The sequence below is a fragment of the Haemophilus sp. THUN1690 genome (assembly GCF_059704375.1).
Map to the genome: position 1 here is coordinate 384963 of NZ_AP046582.1, position 17693 is coordinate 402655.

The following is a 17693-nucleotide window of genomic DNA, read 5'->3' on the forward strand; positions in this document are numbered from 1 at the left end:
CCGAGCGGTTATGAAATTACTCATCATTAATAATCACGATTCTTTTACTTTTAACTTGGTGGATTTAATTCGAAAATTAAATGTGCCTTATGATGTTTTAAACGTGGAAGATTTAAAGGAAAGTACAGCGGAAAAATATAGTCATATATTGATTTCGCCAGGGCCTGATGTACCACGAGTTTATCCACAACTTTTTTCTATGTTGGAAAAATATTATCAGCAAAAATCTATTTTAGGTGTGTGTTTAGGGCATCAAACCTTATGTGAATTTTTTGGTGGTACATTGTATAACTTACAGAAAGTCCGTCATGGCCAGAAACGAATTTTAAAAGTACGGTCAAATTCTCCATTATTTTTTAGCCTTCCAAGCGAATTTAATATCGGGCTATATCATTCTTGGGGCGTACAGAAAAAAGATTTTCCTAGTTGCCTAGAAATTACCGCACTTTGTGATGAAGGCGTGGTCATGGCTATGGAGCATAAATCTTTACCAATTTATGGTGTTCAGTTTCATCCAGAGTCTTATATGTCAGACTTCGGTGAGCAAATTTTGCGTAATTGGTTGACTATTCCTGCTGCGATTAATCAATAATAGCGCTTGCTTATTAAGCAAAAATACGTATTATAGACGTCTATACGTCAATACATCTAAATTTAAAAGAAAAAGAGAGAAAATATGTCTAGCTATTTATTTACATCCGAATCAGTCTCTGAAGGGCATCCAGATAAAATTGCTGATCAAATTTCTGATGCGGTACTTGATGAAATTCTAAAACAAGATCCAAAAGCACGAGTAGCTTGTGAGACCTACGTAAAAACCGGTATGGCATTGGTTGGTGGTGAAATTACCACATCAGCATGGGTCGATATTGAGAATTTAACGCGTAAAGTGATTTGTGATATTGGTTATGAACATTCTGAAATGGGTTTTGATGGCCATTCTTGTGCGGTGCTAAATGCGATTGGTAAACAATCTGCAGATATTAATCAAGGCGTTGATCGTGAAAATCCATTAGATCAAGGCGCAGGCGACCAAGGTATAATGTTTGGTTATGCTACAAATGAAACGGATGTATTAATGCCTGCAGCTATTACTTATGCACACCGTTTAATGGAAAAACAAGCTGAAGTGCGTAAAAGCGGTAAACTAGCATGGTTACGCCCAGATGCGAAAAGCCAAGTAACGTTAAAATATGAAGATAATAAAATTGTTGGTGTGGATGCGGTTGTGCTTTCTACTCAACATTCTGAAGAAGTTAGCCAAAAAGATTTACATGAAGGTGTGATGGAAGAAATTATCAAACCGGTATTACCAAGTGAATGGCTTTCTAAAGAAACAAAATTCTTTATTAACCCGACTGGCCGTTTTGTTATTGGTGGACCGATGGGGGATTGTGGTTTAACTGGTCGTAAAATTATCGTAGATACTTACGGTGGTGCCGCTCGTCACGGTGGTGGCGCATTCTCAGGAAAAGATCCATCTAAAGTTGACCGTTCCGCTGCTTATGCTGCACGCTATGTCGCAAAAAATATTGTTGCAGCAGGTCTTGCAGATCGTTGTGAAATTCAACTTTCTTATGCGATTGGTGTGGCTGATCCAACATCAATCATGGTTGAAACCTTTGGAACTGGAAAAGTTGCGAATGAATTATTAGTGTCATTAGTTCGTGAATTCTTTGATTTACGTCCTTATGGCTTAATTAAAATGTTAGATTTAATTCAACCAATCTATCGTGAAACAGCAGCTTATGGTCATTTCGGTCGTGAGCAATTCCCTTGGGAAAAAGTGGATCGTGCAGCAGAATTACGTGTTGCAGCAGGATTAAAATAATCTTATTTTTTAATTTAGTAAATTATATAAAAGCCGCTTATCTAGCGGTTTTTTCTTTTCAATCATGACATCAATAGAGCAAATTCCATTTCGTCATCTAAAAATGCAAGTGCAACGTAAATTGAATCAGTCTTTGCAGCTTGCAGAGGCTTATTTTAAGCGAAAATTTACAATGCCTGAGGTAAATTATGAGTTGCGTGGCATAAAGGCAGGCGTGGCTTACCTACAAAAAAATGAAATAAAATTTAACCGCACTTTGTTATTAGAAAACGCGGATGAATTTATTCGACAAGTCGTGCCGCATGAGGTTGCGCATTTGATTGTGTATCAAATGTTTGGTCGTGTAAAACCACATGGGCGGGAATGGCAGATTGTAATGAATGAAATTTTTAAGCTTCCCTCAGATACTTGCCATCAATTTGATACAAAAAATGTGCAAGGTAAAACCTTTGAATATCGATGTACGTGTCAAACTCATTTTCTAAGTATTCGTCGCCATAATAGAATAGTAAGAGAAAAGATTGAATATTTATGTAGAAAATGTAAAGGAAAATTAGTTTTTGTCGATGAAACAGAATGATTTTTGTGATATATTCTTCCAGTTATATTCAATAAATAAAGGAGTTATCCAATGAAAAAATCTTTATTAGCAGTTATTGTGGGTGCATTTGCCTTTGCTTCTGTTGCAAATGCGAATATCTATGCTGAAGGCGATATCGGTTTATCTCAAACTAAAGCAAACGGTAGTAATAACACTCGAATTGAACCTCGTGTAGCGGTTGGTTATAAATTAGGAAATACGCGTGTTGCGGGTGATTATACTCATCACGGAAAAGTTGATGGTGCGAAAATTCACGGTTTAGGTGCATCAGTATTATATGATTTTGATACAAATTCTAAAGTTGAACCTTATGTAGGGGCTCGTGTTGCAGCTAACCAATTCAAATATGATAATAGAGCTAACCAAGTATATAAAAGTTCTTCTGAAACTAAAATTGGCTATGGTGTTGTAGCGGGTGCTAAATATAAATTAGATGGTAACTGGTATGCAAATGGTGGTGTTGAGTATAACCGCCTAGGTAGTTTTGATAACACCAAAGTTAATAACTATGGTGCGAAAGTTGGTGTAGGTTACGGATTCTAATTTTTACAATACGTAAAATTCTTTTTATTAAACACTTTAATTTAACGGTGATTGTCTAAGGCGATCACCGTTATTTATTTTAGGGCGGAGTAGAAAATAGTTGACTAAAAGTTCAGTTAAAATTCTCGGAAATCTTATTTTTAAATAGCTTTTTGAGAAAACTATCACATTAAAATATAAAAAATCCCAACCTAGGTTGGGATTTAAAAATGACTAAAGATTTTACCGCACTTTACGCTTTGCTTACTTCAAAACGTTCAAATGCTAATACTTTTTTCTCTAATTTACGTAGCAATAAAGTTGCAATGCCCGTAATAATTAAATATATCGCGCCTGCGATGCCGTAAATTGTCAGTGCATCATATTCGGTACCATAAAGTTGGCGTGCGTAACCCATAATATCCATAATCGTAATCGTGGAAGCTAATGCCGTGCCTTTAAATACCAAAATAATTTCGTTACTGTAAGAAGGCAACGCACGTTTTAAGGCATAAGGAATTAAAATTTTTAAAGTTTGTATGCGGTTTAATCCTAATGCGGCACAACTTTCCCATTGTCCTTTTGGAATAGCTTTCACTGCACCATGAAATAATTGTGTAGAGTAGGCCGCACTGTTTAGTGCTAAAGCTAATGCGGCACAGAACCAGGCATTGGATAAGACATACCATAATGGGCTGTCAATAATCCATTGGAATTGGCCAGGCCCCGCATAAATTAAAAAGAACTGTACTAATAGTGGCGTGCCTGTGAATAAAGTAAGGTATAAATTGACCGCACTTTTTATCCATTTATTTTCCATTGAAAGTAAAAAAGTGAGAAATAATGCCAAACAGAAGGCAATCAGCAACGATACGACTGTAAGCAACAAACTCGTTGGAATCCCTTGTGCGATTACGCTTAAATATTCTTGAAACATTATTTCACGCCCCTTTCAAAACGAGTAAAACGTAGCTCTAATTTTCGAATACCAACTTGGCTAATTAATGTCACTGCCAAATAAATTAATGCAGCAATACCGTACCAAGTGAAGGGTTGATGTGTATTGGTATTAATCAGATCCGCTTGGCGCATCAAATCGTCCACGCCAATTAATGAAACCAATGCTGTATCTTTTAGTAATACAAGCCATTGATTGCTTAAACCTGGTAAGGCATGGCGCCATACTTGTGGCATGACAATGTGGATGAACGTATAGCTTTTGCTTAAGCCTAACGCTGCGCCAGACTCCCATTGACCTTTCGGAATAGCTTGAATTGCGCCGCGTAATGTTTGTGAAGCATAAGCTGCAAAAATGAGAGAAAGCGCAAACACACCACAGCCAAATGCCCCAAATTCAATGTATTCTCCTGTTAGCATTTCTACTAATTCAGTAGAACCAAAATATACGAGTAATACAACGAGAATTTCAGGTAAGCCACGCAATAAGGCAATAAGTATTGCCGTTGGTTTACCAACAAAACGGTTTGCTTCAAGTACGGCAAAAATTAGACTTAAAAATAAGCCTAGGATTAATGAACAGACCGCAAGCCCTAAAGTCATTAGGGCTGCGGTAAGCATTAAAGAAAGAAAATCATAACTCATAGATTATTTTGTCATCCATTTATCATAGATTTTTTGGTATTCACCATTTGCTTTAATTGCAGCTAAACCTTTGTTTAATTGCTCAGCTAATTCTTTATTTGATTTATGCATAGCAATGCCTAAACCATTACCAAAATATTTTTTATTTGCTACTTTTTCGCCAACAAATTGCATTTCTGGTTCTTTGCTAATCATATCTGCAAGTACTGCGGTATCACCAAAAATCATATCAATTCTACCGCTCTTTAAGTCTAAAATTGCGCTTTGTAAGCTCGCATAAGCCTTAGTTGTATATTGTTTAGTTTCAGCTACTGTGTATTGTTGGAATGTGGTTCCATTTTGAACGCCGACATTTTTGGCACTTTCTAACGTTGCTTTTCCTTTAAGGGTTACATAGCTTGCAGTGCTATCGTAATATGCATCAGAGAATAAAACCTGTTTTGCTCTCGCATCGGTAATATCAATAGCGGAAATGGAAGCGTCAAAGCGTTTTGCTTTTAAATTTGGAATTAATGCATCAAAAGCTTCGCCTTTGAATTTACAGGTTGCTTGGATTTCTTTACAAATTGCATTTGCCACATCGACATCAAAACCAATAATCTCACCTTTTTCATTTGTGGTTTCAAATGGTGGATAGCTAGGTTCCATTGCAAAAGTAAGCTCTTGTGCGCTTGCTGCTACGGATGCGCCTAATAAAATTGTAGTTAACAATGTTTTTTTCATAATAAAATCCTTATTCTCTAGTGAGAAAGATATTGTTTAAATTGTTCGGTTTTCGGGTTTTCAAAACAATCTGCCGAGCCTATTTCGACAATTTTTCCCTGTTCCATATACACCACTTTCGTTGCGACTTTTTGTGCAACATTGACTTCGTGGGTCACAATCACTTGGGTAATGCCAGTTTCTTGTAATTCTTTAATTATATCTACAACTTGCGCTGTAATTTCTGGATCTAGCGCTGCCGTTGGTTCATCAAATAGAAGAACTTGTGGTTTCATCATCAGTGCGCGGGCAATTGCAACACGTTGTTGCTGACCGCCTGATAAATGTAATGGAAAGCGATCTGCCAGTTGTTCTAAACGTAAACGTTTTAGCAACTCCATTGCATCTGCTTTGGCTTCATTTTCGCTTATGCCCCGCACTTTCATTGGCGCTTCAATTAAGTTTTCAATTACCGTTAAGTGCGGCCAAAGATGATATTGTTGAAATACCATTCCTACATCTTGGCGTAATTGTCGGATTGCTTTGGGATTTGCTATTGCATTGGATAAATTAAAATCATTGTTTGCAATGCTTAATTCGCCAGATTTTGGTACTTCTAATAAATTTAATGTGCGAATCAATGTGCTTTTACCTGCGCCACTTGGGCCAAGCAATACAACGGTATCACCCTCATTAGCTTCAAGATTAATATCAAATAATGCTTGAGATGAACCGTAAAAGAAATTTAGATTTTTAACACGAATAGTCATTTCAATTTTCTCGTCTTTTAAGATGAAAAAATATTACATTTTTATGCATAATTATGCAAGTGGCGTAAATAAAAAATCCCAAAAAAACTTGGGATTTTAAAAATTTGATTGAAATCAACCGCATTTTACGCTTCTCTAGCCATCTCGAATTCAATTAACATCATTAAAATATGAATGACTTTGATATGGATTTCTTGAATACGATCTGCATAACGGAAATGTGGCACACGAATTTCAACATCCGCTAATCCAGCCATTTTTCCCCCGTCTTTTCCTGTCATCGCAATGACTTTCATGCCTTTTGCTTTTGCGGCTTCAATAGCATTTAAAATATTTTTTGAATTACCTGAAGTCGATAAACCGAATAACACATCACCTTTTTGACCCACCGCTTCAACATAGCGTGAAAAGACATATTCATAACCAAAATCATTACTTACACAGCTTAAATGACTTACATCTGAAATCGCAATAGCGGGGTAGCCAGGACGATTTTCACGATAACGACCTGTTAATTCTTCTGCAAAATGCATCGCATCACAGTGCGAACCGCCATTACCACAAGAAAGCACTTTGCCTCCTTGTTTGAAGCTATTTGAAATTAATAATGCGGCTTTTTGAATTAATTTAATGTTATTTTCATCAGAAATAAATTTGTTTAACACATCTTGTGCTTCCACAAGTTCTGCTTTGATTTGCTCTAAATACATTGATTGCTCCTTGTTGGGAATAAAATCGCGATGGCATTGTATAGCAGATAAACATTCTTCGCTAGCGTAAATAAAAATTCATCTTTTTCCGAAGAAGTAATGATTTTTTGCGATTTAGATCGCAATAGTGAAATGACACGTTTTGGGATTACTCCAGATAAACTTATTCTGAGAAAAATGACCAGTACTAAAATTTACAAAAACATTATGAAATTTTACCGCACTTTGTTACTTTTCTTCGTGAGCTCTTTCGCTTTGGCTAACATAGATTTAATGCTTCTTCATACCTACGATAATCAACCAATAGAAGGTTGGGTGATGTCTGAAAAATTAGATGGTGTACGCGGTTATTGGGATGGAAAGCAATTATTAACTCGACAAGGGCAACGTTTATCTCCGCCCGCCTATTTCATTAAGGATTTTCCGCCTTTTGCGATTGATGGTGAATTATTTAGTGGGCGGAATCATTTTGAAGAAATTTCATCAATTACAAAATCTTTTAAAGGCAATGGTTGGGACAAACTTAAATTGTATGTTTTTGATGTGCCTGATGCAGAGGGCAATTTATTTGATCGTTTAGCTAAATTGAAAGCGTATTTACTTGAACATCCAACAACTTACATTGAAATTATTGAACAAATCCCAGTGAGAGATAAAGCGCATTTATATGAGTTTCTTAGTCAAATCGAGTCTTTGAAGGGGGAAGGCGTCGTTGTTCGAGATCCTCATGCATCTTATGAACGAAAACGTAGCCATCGGATTTTAAAATTGAAAACAACTCAAGATGAAGAGTGTACGGTCATTGCACATCATAAAGGCAAAGGACAATTTGAAAATGTGATGGGTGCTTTAACTTGTAAAAATCATCGGGGAGAATTTAAAATCGGTTCGGGTTTTAATTTAAACGAACGGGAAAATCCCCCTCCGATAGGATCTGTGATTACTTATAAATATCGAGGTATCACGAGTCGTGGAAAACCTCGATTTGCAACCTATTGGCGATAGAAAAAATGAGCTTATTTATCAGTCTGGCAAAATGAATTTAATCAATATGGAAACAAGCAATTAATTTTCCATCAGTATATTGTTCCAAGTACGGTTGATTTTCACGACATTTTTCTGTCGCTTTCCAACAACGAGGATTAAATGTACAGCCTTTTGGCGGATTAATCGGGCTTGGTAATTCGCCTGTCAGTTTTATACGTTCACGGCGCAAGTTTGGCGACAAACGTGGTGTCGCGGAAAGTAATGCCTTGGTATAAGGATGTTGAGGATTAGAGAAGATTTGCTCTGTTGTTCCTTTTTCGACACAACGACCTAAATACATCACCATCACTTCATCAGCGATATGTTCTACCACAGAAAGATCGTGTGAAATGAACACGTAAGACAAGCCTAATTCATCTTGTAAATCCATCATTAAATTCAGTACTTGAGCACGCACGGAAACATCCAATGCAGAAACCGGTTCATCGGCAACGACAACATCAGGATCTAACATTAAACCTCGAGCGATGGCAATACGCTGGCGTTGTCCGCCTGAGAACATGTGAGGATAACGATCATAAAATTCAGTGCGCAATCCCACTTTTTCCATCATTGATAAAACTTTTTCTCGACGTTCTTTGGCAGAAAATTTTGTATTGATGATCAATGGTTCTTCCAAAATTGAACCAATTTTTTTGCGTGGATTTAATGATGCATAAGGATTTTGGAAAACAATCTGAATTTTTTTACGACGTAATGCTTTTGTTTCAGGATCATTTTCTAAAAAATTATGCCCTTTGTAATACAGCTCGCCTTCGGTTGGTTGTTCAATCATGGTTAGCAAACGGCCTAGCGTTGATTTTCCACAACCTGATTCACCCACGACAGCTAAAGTTTTACCTCGTTCAAGCTGAAAAGAGACACCATCTAACGCTTTTACTTGCTGTGGTTTTGCAAACAAGCCTTTTTTTACAGGGTAATATTTTTTTAAGCCAATCGCATTTAATAATGGCGCATTTTCTTTTACTTCATTCGTCATTATTAAGCTCCTTGATATTCAACGGGATTGCCTTGCTCGTTCAGCGGAGTATGGCATTTTACTTTGCGAGAACCGATATGATGCAATTGAGGTTCGACTTGGCGACAGTATTCGGTTGCATAAGGACAGCGAGGATTTAATAAACAGCCTGTTGGGCGATCGTATTTTCCAGGTACTACACCTTGTAATGACGCTAAGCGAGATTTTCCTTCTGCAAATTCAGGTAATGAACGTAACAAGGCCTGAGTGTAAGGATGTTTTGGCTCGCGGAAAATATCTTTTGCGGTGCCTTCTTCAACAATTTGTCCTGCATACATCACGATAATTCGATCTGCAGCTTCAGCAACAAGCGCAAGATCATGAGTAATCAAAATCAGCGACATGCATTCTTTTTTCTGCAATTCGAGTAAGAGCTCCATAATTTGTGCTTGAATAGTGACATCTAACGCAGTTGTTGGCTCATCGGCAATCAATAATTTAGGTCTGCAAGCAATTGCCATGGCAATCATCACACGCTGACTCATTCCACCAGACAGCTGATGGGGATAAACATCAATCCGAGATTCAGGATCAGAAATACCGACCAATCTTAAAAGCTCTAAAGTGCGGTCTTTTCTTGCCTTTTTTGTACCGCCTTCATGAGTTTTTAACGCTTCCATAATTTGGAACCCCACAGTATAAGCTGGATTCAAGCTTGTCATCGGATCTTGGAAAATCATCGCAACATCAGCGCCAATAAGCTGACGTTTAGCTTTACTCTCTAAAGTGAGTAAATTTGTGTTTTCAAATTGCAAGGATTCTGCCGATACACGTCCTGGATGATCAATTAATCCCATAATTGCGAGAGAACTTACAGATTTACCTGAGCCTGATTCTCCCACAATGCCAAGCACTTCGCCTTGTGCAACTTGATAGCTGATGCGATCCACGGCTTTAAATGGCGTTTTTTTATCGCCAAAGTGAACAGAAAGTTCTTTTACGTCTAATAATGCCATTCTGTTTTCCTATTGTTTGAGTTTTGGATCAAGTGCATCACGCAAGCCATCACCCATTAAGTTAAAGGCGAGCACTAAAGATAAAATCACTAAGCCAGGAATTGTAACCAACCAGTTTGCCGCTTGCATAAAACCACGAGCTTCTGAAAGCATTGTACCAAGTTCAGGTGTTGGTGGCTTTGCACCAATGCCTAAGAAACCAAGTGTCGCAAGCTCTAAGATTGCATTGGAAATTCCCATCGTCATTTGCACAATCAAGGGCGCTAAACAGTTTGGTAAAATCACAATAAACATGAGGCGAAGAACACCTGCGCCAGCGACTTTAGAGGAGGTGACATAATCACGATTTTTTTCATTCATCACCGCAGCTCGAGTTAAACGCACATAGCTAGGAATTGATACAACGGCGATCGCTAAAGTGGCATTGGCGAGTGATGGCTCTAAAATAGAGACGACTACAATCGTCAAGAGCAGGTTTGGAATCGCGAGCATAATATCAATTAGGCGAATAATAATTGTATCTAGCACGCCGCCATAATAGCCAGAAATCAAGCCAAGACTGGTACCAAAGGCGCAAGATAGTAATACGATGACAAATCCCGCAAAGACAGAGATTCGCGTTCCGTAAATGATGCGAGAAAGGATATCTCGCCCAATATCATCTGTTCCGAGTAAATAGGCTGGATTGCCTCCTTCATACCAAGAGGGAGGCAGTAAAAGTGCGGTACGATTTTGTTCTGTTGGATCAAAAGGCGCAATATAAGGCGCGAAAATGCTGATTAAGGCAACAATCACAATAAAGGTTAAACCGATTAGCGCGCCTCGGTTTTGTTTGAAGTAAAACCAAAATTCTTGTAAGGGCGTTTTCGGCGCGAAAGTTGAAGGCGTGTCAGACATAATTTCTCCTACAATTAATGACGGATACGCGGATTGACCACGCCGTAAAGTAAATCGACGGTTAAATTCACCACAATAATAATCGTCGCAATAATTAGTACAGAACCCTGTAATACCGGATAATCGCGCGCTTGAATGGCATCAATAATCCATTTTCCAATTCCTGGCCATGAAAAAATGGTTTCTGTGAGTACTGCACCAGAAAGTAATTGACCTACAATTAATCCGACCACAGTGACAACAGGAATTAATGCATTACGCAATGCATGCACAATAACGATTCGAGTATAACTTAGACCTTTTGCTTTTGCCGTACGAATGTAATCTTCACCTAACACTTCCAACATCGCAGATCGTGTCATACGCGTAATAATGGCGAGAGGAACTGTGCCTAGGACTATTGCAGGAAGAATTAAGGATTTAACCGCATTTTCGAAGGCGGCGGGCATACCAGACAGCCAGCTGTCAATGAGCATAAATCCTGTCGGCGTATCGATCCAAAATTCATTATCTAAACGTCCACCTTGCGGTAAACCGAGTTGTGGTGAAACGTATAAAATTAAAATCAATCCCCACCAGAAAATTGGCATAGAATAACCAGTGAGCGATGCAGCTGTAACTGTGTGAGAAATCCAACTATCTTTTTTTACTGCTGCAATCGTCCCTAAAATCACTCCGCCTAATAACGACCAAAATAACGCAAAAAATGCTAATTCAGCTGTGGCAGGGAAAAGTGTAAAGAATTCGGTAAGAACAGGTTGTTGAGTGCGGAATGATGCCCCAAAATCACCTTGTAGCACTTTAGCAATATAATGAAAATATTGTTCATGCAAAGGAAGATCTAATCCTAATTGATGCATCATTTGTTGATGTATTTCAGGTGTTAAGCCACGTTCACCCATCATTATTTCAACTGGATCGCCAGGAATAAAATGCACAAGGGCAAAAGTGATAAAAGTAATGGCAATAAAAGTTGGAATTACCATTAAGATACGTTTGAAGAAAAATTTAAACATTCAATCACTCAAATACAAAAAAGTGCAGTTAAAATTCACCGCACTTTTCAAAGAAATTAATCGGTAGAAGTAAAACTCTCTTGGATTCTACCGCACTTTTTCCAGTTTTGCCAAATGTGCAATGAGCCATTTAATGCCTTGCGCTTGGAAGGCAATTTGTAGGCGAGTATTGTTATCTGATCCTTCGACATTAATGACGGTGCCAAAACCGAATTTTTCATGTTTGACTTTTTGACCCATTTTCCATTCATTTTCGACCGCACAGGTATTCGACAATGAACCGACTTTTGCTAGATTCATCGCGCGCGTGACAGTTCCTCGTAAACGAATTTCTTGGATACATTCTCTCGGTAATTCGGCTATAAAACGTGATGGTAAATGGCGTTCTTCTTTGGCATATAATCGACGGCTTTCCGCATAAGAGATGGTCAGTTTTTTCTTCGCGCGAGTAATACCGACGTAAGCTAAACGACGTTCTTCTTCTAAACGCCCAGGTTCTTCAAAAGAACGGTAACTTGGGAATAAACCTTCTTCTACGCCAACCATAAATACACGAGGAAATTCTAGGCCTTTAGCGGAGTGTAATGTCATCATTTCTACACAAGATTGATGTGGAGAAGCTTGTTCTTCACCCGCTTCTAAAGAGGCGTGAGTTAAAAAGGCGGTGAGTTCCGTCATATCTTCTGCATCATCAGGTTTGATGAATTCACGGGTCGCGGTAACTAATTCTTCCAAGTTTTCAATACGCACTTCGCCTTTTTCACCTTTTTCTTGTTTATACATTTCATATAAACCCGAATGTTTAATCACAAAATCAGTTTGTGCGAAAAGCGGCATTTCTGCGGTATCAAGTTGTAGTGAATTAATTAATTCCTGGAAACGCAATAATGCTGTTGAGGCTCGTCCAGCCAACATATTTTCTTGTGTCGCGACTTGTACTGCTTGCCACAAGGTAATTTGGCGTTCGCGTGTTAAGTTACGCAATATATCTAAAGTGCGGTCGCCAATGCCACGGGTTGGCGTATTAATTACACGCTCAAAAGCCGCATCATCTTGACGATTATTAATCAAACGAAGATAGGCTAACGCATCTTTAATTTCTTGGCGTTCGAAGAAACGCATACCGCCATAAATACGATATGGAATTTGACAACGAATTAAGGCTTCTTCAATAACCCGTGATTGGCTATTACTACGATAAAGTACAGCGCAATCATCAAGTTTTCCGCCATGTTCTACCCAATCCTGAATTTGTGAAGCGACAAATTTTGCTTCGTCTAATTCATTAAACGCAGCATAGATGCCCACGGGATCGCCTTTTTCACCCTCTGTCCATAAATTTTTACCAAGACGATCACTATTGTTTGCAATTAATTCATTTGCGCTGTTTAGGATATTGGCGGTAGAACGATAGTTTTGTTCAAGGCGAATTGTTTCGGCTTTAAAATCTTTCAAGAATTTTTGAATATTTTCGATTTGTGCGCCACGCCAACCATAAATAGATTGATCGTCATCGCCCACGATCATGACTTTGCCTGTTTCTCCCGCGAGAATTTTGATCCATTTATATTGAATTTTATTGGTATCTTGAAACTCATCCACCAAAATATGCTGAAAACGTTGTTGATAACGTTGCAAAATTAATGGTTTTTTCTCAAATAATTCATAGGCCCGAATTAATAATTCTGCAAAATCGACCAATCCTGCGCGATCGCAGGTGTCTTGATAGATCTTATAAATTTTAATCCATTCACGCTCTTGACGATCATTAAAATCTTCAATGTCATTTGGTCGCAAGCCTTCATCTTTTTTGTTATTGATGTACCAACAAGCCTGTTTAGGCGGAAAAGCTTTTTCATCAAAATTATGTAATTTTAATAACCGTTTAATTAAACGAAGTTGATCTTCTGAATCCAAAATTTGGAAATCTTGTGGCAATCCCACATCTAAATGATGAGCTCGCAATAAACGATGGGCAATGCTGTGGAAGGTGCCAATCCACATACCAAATAATTGATGTTGTGCGTGTTTGGCAAGGGTAGATTGAATACGATGACGCATTTCTGCTGCTGCTTTATTAGTAAATGTCACCGCCATAATGCTGCCTTCAGAAATATTTTCTACCGCAATTAACCAAGCGATACGGTGCGTCAATACACGCGTTTTGCCAGAGCCTGCACCCGCTAGCACTAAGTGATTACCAAGAGGGGCTGCTACGGCTTCGCGTTGTTTATCGTTAAGTCCGTCAAGTAATTCAGAAATATCCATGATGAAATTTTTATCTGTTCAAATTTACAGGAATTATAAGTCTAATTTTTTTATATCACAATCAAGAAAATCATAAACTTATCCGACTTTACAAAAATAGTATTACAACTTATATTGATTCGAGGTTAGTCGGGGTGCGGACATCGCTGAGAAAATACCCGTGAACCTGAAACAGTTAGCACTGGCGTAGGAAACTAATCTCTCCTTCTTACTTAAAGGGCTGACTTACTTTTTTCTGTATTCATATAAGTAAGGATGCATCATGACACTCTCTTTTTCTTTAAAAAATTCTTTTAAATTGACCGCACTTTCCAGCGTGCTTGGTTGCGGCTTATTAGGATTAAGTTTATCAACGCCTGCTCAAGCAGAAGGCAAATTAGTGCTTTATTGCAGCGTCCAAAACACGACTTGTGAAAAAGTCGCTCACGCTTTTAGCAAAAAATATAATGTGGACACTCAGTTTGTGCGTAATAGCACAGGGACTGTATTAGGCAAAATCAAAGCTGAAAAAGAAAACCCACAAGCAGACGTTTGGTATGGCGGTACATTGGAACCGCACTTTCAAGCACGAGATGCAGGTTTGTTAGAAATTTATCGTTCGCCTCTGCAAAAAGAAATTATGCCTCAATTCAAAAAGCTCACGGAACAACGTGGCGATACTACGTCGATTATTTATCTTATGGAGCTTGGCATTGGGATGAATGAAAAACTGCTAGCTGAAAAAAATATCGCGAAACCTCAATGTTATGCTGATTTATTAAAACCAGAATTTAAAGGGTTAATTCAATATCCAGATCCTCGAGTATCGGGTACTGGCTACACTATTCTTACAACTTTAATTGAAATTATGGGCGAAGATAAAGCCTTTGCTTATTTGAAAGAACTTGACAAAAACATTGCTCAATACACGAAAACTGGATTAGCAACGGCTAATATTTCTACGGGCGCAGCCGCTGTTGATATTGGTTTTATGCATACTTATGTGCGTGAAAAGGATAAAGGTGCACCGGTTATTGGTGCTTTACCTTGCGAAGGCACTGGCTATACGTTAGGGGCGGTCAGTATCATTAAAAATGGACGCAATTTAGATAATGCTAAACGCTTTGTCGATTTTGTTCTTTCTGCAGAAGCTCAAGAAATTCCTTGGCGTGAGGCGGATTCTTACCAACTGCCAACAAATATTCATGCCAAAGCGCATCCACATCTTTCTGATCCTGCGAAACTTAAATTGATTGATATTGATTTCATCAAATTTGGTTCGGATCAAGAGGCGAAACGATTAATAGAACGCTGGGTTGAAAATGTGAAGGAAAGAAAAGAGTAATTGATGTTAGCTTGATAAAAGTGCGGTGAAAATTCACCGCACTTTGCTTTTCCTTGAAATCTTTCTTTTTATTCTTATATCTATGACGTTCAATTTTTATCTTTATGAAGGAAAAAATTATGTCACAAAATCAAGAAACTCGCGGCTTCCAATCTGAAGTCAAACAACTTCTCCAATTAATGATCCATTCTTTGTATTCCAACAAAGAAATTTTTTTACGTGAATTAATTTCTAATGCCTCTGATGCAGCAGATAAATTACGCTTTAAAGCACTTTCCAACCCTGCTTTATATGAAGGCGATGGCGACTTGCGTGTGCGTGTTAGCTTTGATGCGGATAAAGGAACGATCACAATTAGCGATAACGGCATAGGTATGACTCGCGAGCAAGTCATCGATCATTTGGGTACGATTGCGAAATCAGGAACAAAAGAATTTTTAACCGCACTTGGCCAAGACCAAGCAAAAAATAGCCAACTTATTGGGCAATTTGGTGTAGGTTTCTATTCGGCGTTTATCGTTGCCGATAAAGTCACGGTGAAAACCCGTGCGGCAGGTGAGGCAACTGATAAAGGCGTACTTTGGGAATCTGCGGGCGAAGGCGAATATTCTGTAGCGGATATTGAGAAAAAATCCCGTGGCACAGATGTGATTTTACATTTACGCGAAGATGAAAAAGAATTTTTAAACGAATGGCGTTTGCGTGAAATTATCGGTAAATATTCTGACCATATTGGCTTGCCAGTGGAAATGCTGACGAAAGAATACGATGATGAAGGCAAAGAGTGCGGTGAAAAATGGGAGAAAATTAATAAATCCGATGCACTTTGGACGCGCTCTAAAAATGATGTTTCCGATGAGGAATACAAAGAGTTTTATAAACACTTAAGCCATGATTTTGCTGATCCTGTTACTTGGGCGCATAACAAAGTGGAAGGAAATCAAGCATATACTAGTTTGCTTTATGTGCCAGCTAAAGCACCTTGGGATTTATTTAATCGCGAACATAAACACGGCTTAAAACTTTATGTTCAACGTGTATTTATTATGGATGATGCTGAGCAATTTATGCCGAATTATCTCCGTTTTATGCGTGGTTTAATCGATAGCAATGACTTGCCATTAAATGTGTCTCGTGAAATTTTGCAAGATAACAAAATTACGGCTGCATTACGCAAAGCATTAACTAAGCGTTCATTACAAATGCTAGAAAAATTAGCAAAAAATGATGCAGAAAAATATCTTCAATTCTGGAAAGAGTTTGGTTTAGTCTTGAAAGAAGGCCCTGCAGAAGATTTTGCTAACAAAGAAACTGTCGCTAAGTTATTGCGTTTTGTTTCGACACATAATGATAGTAGCGAGCAAACTGTGTCTTTAGAAGATTACATCTCGCGTATGAAAGAGGGGCAAAAAGCTATCTATTACATTACAGCGGACAGCTATGTTGCAGCGAAAAATAGCCCACACTTGGAATTATTCAATAAAAAAGGCATTGAGGTTTTATTGCTTTCCGATCGCATTGATGAATGGATGTTAAGCTATTTAACTGAATTCGATGGTAAACAATTACAAAGTATTACAAAAGCCGATTTGGATTTAGGTGATTTAGCAGATAAAGAATCTGAAACACAAAAACAACAAGATGAAGCCTTTGGTAGTTTTATTGAGCGTGTGAAAAACTTGCTTGGTGAACGTGTGAAAACGGTGCGTTTAACTCACAATTTAACGGATACACCAGCGGTGGTTTCTACGGATAATGATCAAATGACGACCCAAATGGCGAAATTGTTTGCCGCCGCAGGGCAACCCGTTCCAGAAGTAAAATACACCTTTGAACTGAATCCAGAACACCACTTAGTGAAAAAAGTGGCTGATATTGCAGATGAAGCTGAATTTGCTGATTGGGTGGAATTATTACTTGAACAAGCTATGTTAGCAGAGCGCGGATCTTTGGAAAATCCAGCTGCGTTTATTAAACGTATCAATAAGTTGTTAGGTTAATTCATTTGAGATGAAGTAGTATAAGGGTTAAAATCCTCAGTCTAATTAGATTGGGGATTTTTCTTTTTTAGGTGAAATATGATTACAGTTTACGGCATTAAAAATTGCGATACGGTGAAGAAAGCGTTGAAATGGCTGGCGGATCACAATATTGAACACAAACTTCACGACTACCGTGTTGATGGTTTAGATTCAAATTTTTTAGTCCAAGCGGAAGCTCAATTTGGGTGGGATGTGTTGGTAAATAAACGTAGTACAACTTGGCGTAATTTGGTTGAGCAAGTTAAAAATTCTCTTGATAAAGCTACCGCACTTTCCGTGTTGGCTGAGAATCCAACCTTGATTAAACGCCCAATTATTTTACAAGATGGGAAGGCATTAATTGGTTTTAATGAGAAGGAATATCAGGCTGCTTTTGCCTAGAGTGCG

Annotated in this window: 18 protein-coding genes and 1 riboswitch; of the genes, 8 read left to right on the forward strand and 10 right to left on the reverse strand. The window is 38.2% G+C overall.

Features of this window, described 5'->3' with window-relative positions; all coding sequences use genetic code 11:
- Positions 1 to 10 precede the first annotated feature (10 nt).
- The 4 genes from AC6H22_RS01865 (at position 11) to AC6H22_RS01880 (ending at position 2975) form a co-directional block, all read left to right on the forward strand.
- Positions 11 to 592 carry an anthranilate synthase component II gene (locus tag AC6H22_RS01865; protein ID WP_032825562.1) on the forward strand — a complete coding sequence of 194 codons (582 nt, stop codon included), beginning with the start codon at positions 11 to 13 and terminating at the stop codon, positions 590 to 592.
- Positions 593 to 676: 84 nt separating this feature from the next.
- Positions 677 to 1831: a methionine adenosyltransferase gene (gene metK / locus AC6H22_RS01870; protein ID WP_005627231.1), complete on the forward strand. Its 1155-nt coding sequence runs from the start codon at positions 677 to 679 to the stop codon at positions 1829 to 1831.
- Positions 1832 to 1895: 64 nt separating this feature from the next.
- Positions 1896 to 2411, forward strand: coding sequence for a SprT family zinc-dependent metalloprotease (locus AC6H22_RS01875; protein ID WP_046953520.1), 516 nt, complete (start codon positions 1896 to 1898; stop codon positions 2409 to 2411).
- Between the two features lie 51 nt (positions 2412 to 2462).
- Entirely contained in the window at positions 2463 to 2975 is a 513-nt protein-coding gene (locus tag AC6H22_RS01880) for an opacity family porin (protein ID WP_005634965.1), read from the forward strand.
- Positions 2976 to 3207: 232 nt separating this feature from the next.
- Here AC6H22_RS01880 and artM read toward each other — a convergent pair whose 3' ends face one another.
- The 5 genes from artM to lpcA form a co-directional block, all read right to left on the reverse strand.
- The gene (gene artM / locus AC6H22_RS01885) at positions 3208 to 3891 is read right to left on the reverse strand and encodes an arginine ABC transporter permease ArtM (RefSeq protein ID WP_046953519.1); all 684 of its coding nucleotides are present in this window, start codon (positions 3889 to 3891) and stop codon (positions 3208 to 3210) included.
- On the reverse strand, positions 3891 to 4556 hold the full coding sequence (gene artQ / locus AC6H22_RS01890) for an arginine ABC transporter permease ArtQ (RefSeq protein ID WP_005646437.1): 666 nt from the start codon (positions 4554 to 4556) through the stop codon (positions 3891 to 3893). The genes artM and artQ overlap by 1 nt, the downstream gene beginning before the upstream one ends.
- Before the next feature lie 3 nt (positions 4557 to 4559).
- A complete protein-coding gene (locus AC6H22_RS01895) occupies positions 4560 to 5279 on the reverse strand; it encodes a lysine/arginine/ornithine ABC transporter substrate-binding protein (protein WP_118817427.1) in 720 nt (239 codons plus the stop codon).
- A gap of 17 nt (positions 5280 to 5296) precedes the next feature.
- Entirely contained in the window at positions 5297 to 6028 is a 732-nt protein-coding gene (artP, locus tag AC6H22_RS01900; protein ID WP_118817428.1) for an arginine ABC transporter ATP-binding protein ArtP, read from the reverse strand.
- A 125-nt stretch (positions 6029 to 6153) separates the two neighbouring features.
- Positions 6154 to 6738: a D-sedoheptulose 7-phosphate isomerase gene (gene lpcA / locus AC6H22_RS01905; RefSeq protein ID WP_118817429.1), complete on the reverse strand. Its 585-nt coding sequence runs from the start codon at positions 6736 to 6738 to the stop codon at positions 6154 to 6156.
- Between the two features lie 207 nt (positions 6739 to 6945).
- On the opposite strand from lpcA, the gene AC6H22_RS01910 reads away from it, so the two are divergent.
- The gene (locus AC6H22_RS01910) at positions 6946 to 7743 is read left to right on the forward strand and encodes a DNA ligase (RefSeq protein WP_118817446.1); all 798 of its coding nucleotides are present in this window, start codon (positions 6946 to 6948) and stop codon (positions 7741 to 7743) included.
- A gap of 37 nt (positions 7744 to 7780) precedes the next feature.
- Here the strand turns inward: AC6H22_RS01910 and AC6H22_RS01915 are convergent, their stop codons facing one another.
- The 5 genes from AC6H22_RS01915 to uvrD all read right to left on the reverse strand — a co-directional run bounded on the left by AC6H22_RS01915 (position 7781) and on the right by uvrD (position 13940).
- Entirely contained in the window at positions 7781 to 8764 is a 984-nt protein-coding gene (locus tag AC6H22_RS01915; protein WP_497515249.1) for a peptide ABC transporter ATP-binding protein, read from the reverse strand.
- Between the two features lie 2 nt (positions 8765 to 8766).
- Positions 8767 to 9759, reverse strand: a complete 993-nt coding sequence (dppD, locus tag AC6H22_RS01920; RefSeq protein ID WP_118817431.1) for a dipeptide ABC transporter ATP-binding protein — start codon at positions 9757 to 9759, stop codon at positions 8767 to 8769.
- Positions 9760 to 9768: 9 nt separating this feature from the next.
- Positions 9769 to 10656, reverse strand: a complete 888-nt coding sequence (locus AC6H22_RS01925; protein ID WP_111407612.1) for an ABC transporter permease subunit — start codon at positions 10654 to 10656, stop codon at positions 9769 to 9771.
- A 14-nt stretch (positions 10657 to 10670) separates the two neighbouring features.
- Complete coding sequence (locus AC6H22_RS01930; protein WP_192885345.1) at positions 10671 to 11672, reverse strand: ABC transporter permease subunit; 1002 nt, start codon at positions 11670 to 11672, stop codon at positions 10671 to 10673.
- Positions 11673 to 11759: 87 nt separating this feature from the next.
- Positions 11760 to 13940, reverse strand: a complete 2181-nt coding sequence (gene uvrD, locus AC6H22_RS01935) for a DNA helicase II (RefSeq protein ID WP_005625757.1) — start codon at positions 13938 to 13940, stop codon at positions 11760 to 11762.
- Positions 13941 to 14060: 120 nt separating this feature from the next.
- Positions 14061 to 14150: riboswitch (TPP riboswitch) on the forward strand.
- Between the two features lie 52 nt (positions 14151 to 14202).
- Here uvrD and AC6H22_RS01940 point away from each other — a divergent pair.
- From AC6H22_RS01940 to AC6H22_RS01950, 3 genes are all read left to right on the forward strand, one after another.
- A complete protein-coding gene (locus AC6H22_RS01940; protein ID WP_497515250.1) occupies positions 14203 to 15264 on the forward strand; it encodes an ABC transporter substrate-binding protein in 1062 nt (353 codons plus the stop codon).
- A gap of 119 nt (positions 15265 to 15383) precedes the next feature.
- The gene (gene htpG, locus AC6H22_RS01945; RefSeq protein WP_497515251.1) at positions 15384 to 17264 is read left to right on the forward strand and encodes a molecular chaperone HtpG; all 1881 of its coding nucleotides are present in this window, start codon (positions 15384 to 15386) and stop codon (positions 17262 to 17264) included.
- 78 nt (positions 17265 to 17342) lie between these two features.
- Positions 17343 to 17687: an ArsC family reductase gene (locus AC6H22_RS01950; protein ID WP_497515252.1), complete on the forward strand. Its 345-nt coding sequence runs from the start codon at positions 17343 to 17345 to the stop codon at positions 17685 to 17687.
- Positions 17688 to 17693 lie beyond the last annotated feature (6 nt).

Excerpts from the sequence above, each read along its gene's own strand:
- AC6H22_RS01865 (WP_032825562.1), top strand. The coding sequence starts at position 11 with ATGAAATTACTCATCATTAATAATCACGATTCTTTTACTTTTAACTTG.
- htpG (WP_497515251.1), top strand. The coding sequence starts at position 15,384 with ATGTCACAAAATCAAGAAACTCGCGGCTTCCAATCTGAAGTCAAACAA.
- AC6H22_RS01895 (WP_118817427.1), bottom strand. The coding sequence starts at position 5,279 with ATGAAAAAAACATTGTTAACTACAATTTTATTAGGCGCATCCGTAGCA.
- metK (WP_005627231.1), top strand. The coding sequence starts at position 677 with ATGTCTAGCTATTTATTTACATCCGAATCAGTCTCTGAAGGGCATCCA.
- AC6H22_RS01875 (WP_046953520.1), top strand. The coding sequence starts at position 1,896 with ATGACATCAATAGAGCAAATTCCATTTCGTCATCTAAAAATGCAAGTG.
- lpcA (WP_118817429.1), bottom strand. The coding sequence starts at position 6,738 with ATGTATTTAGAGCAAATCAAAGCAGAACTTGTGGAAGCACAAGATGTG.
- AC6H22_RS01880 (WP_005634965.1), top strand. The coding sequence starts at position 2,463 with ATGAAAAAATCTTTATTAGCAGTTATTGTGGGTGCATTTGCCTTTGCT.
- AC6H22_RS01915 (WP_497515249.1), bottom strand. The coding sequence starts at position 8,764 with ATGACGAATGAAGTAAAAGAAAATGCGCCATTATTAAATGCGATTGGC.
- artM (WP_046953519.1), bottom strand. The coding sequence starts at position 3,891 with ATGTTTCAAGAATATTTAAGCGTAATCGCACAAGGGATTCCAACGAGT.
- AC6H22_RS01930 (WP_192885345.1), bottom strand. The coding sequence starts at position 11,672 with ATGTTTAAATTTTTCTTCAAACGTATCTTAATGGTAATTCCAACTTTT.
- AC6H22_RS01925 (WP_111407612.1), bottom strand. The coding sequence starts at position 10,656 with ATGTCTGACACGCCTTCAACTTTCGCGCCGAAAACGCCCTTACAAGAA.
- AC6H22_RS01940 (WP_497515250.1), top strand. The coding sequence starts at position 14,203 with ATGACACTCTCTTTTTCTTTAAAAAATTCTTTTAAATTGACCGCACTT.
- artP (WP_118817428.1), bottom strand. The coding sequence starts at position 6,028 with ATGACTATTCGTGTTAAAAATCTAAATTTCTTTTACGGTTCATCTCAA.
- artQ (WP_005646437.1), bottom strand. The coding sequence starts at position 4,556 with ATGAGTTATGATTTTCTTTCTTTAATGCTTACCGCAGCCCTAATGACT.
- uvrD (WP_005625757.1), bottom strand. The coding sequence starts at position 13,940 with ATGGATATTTCTGAATTACTTGACGGACTTAACGATAAACAACGCGAA.
- dppD (WP_118817431.1), bottom strand. The coding sequence starts at position 9,759 with ATGGCATTATTAGACGTAAAAGAACTTTCTGTTCACTTTGGCGATAAA.
- AC6H22_RS01950 (WP_497515252.1), top strand. The coding sequence starts at position 17,343 with ATGATTACAGTTTACGGCATTAAAAATTGCGATACGGTGAAGAAAGCG.
- AC6H22_RS01910 (WP_118817446.1), top strand. The coding sequence starts at position 6,946 with ATGAAATTTTACCGCACTTTGTTACTTTTCTTCGTGAGCTCTTTCGCT.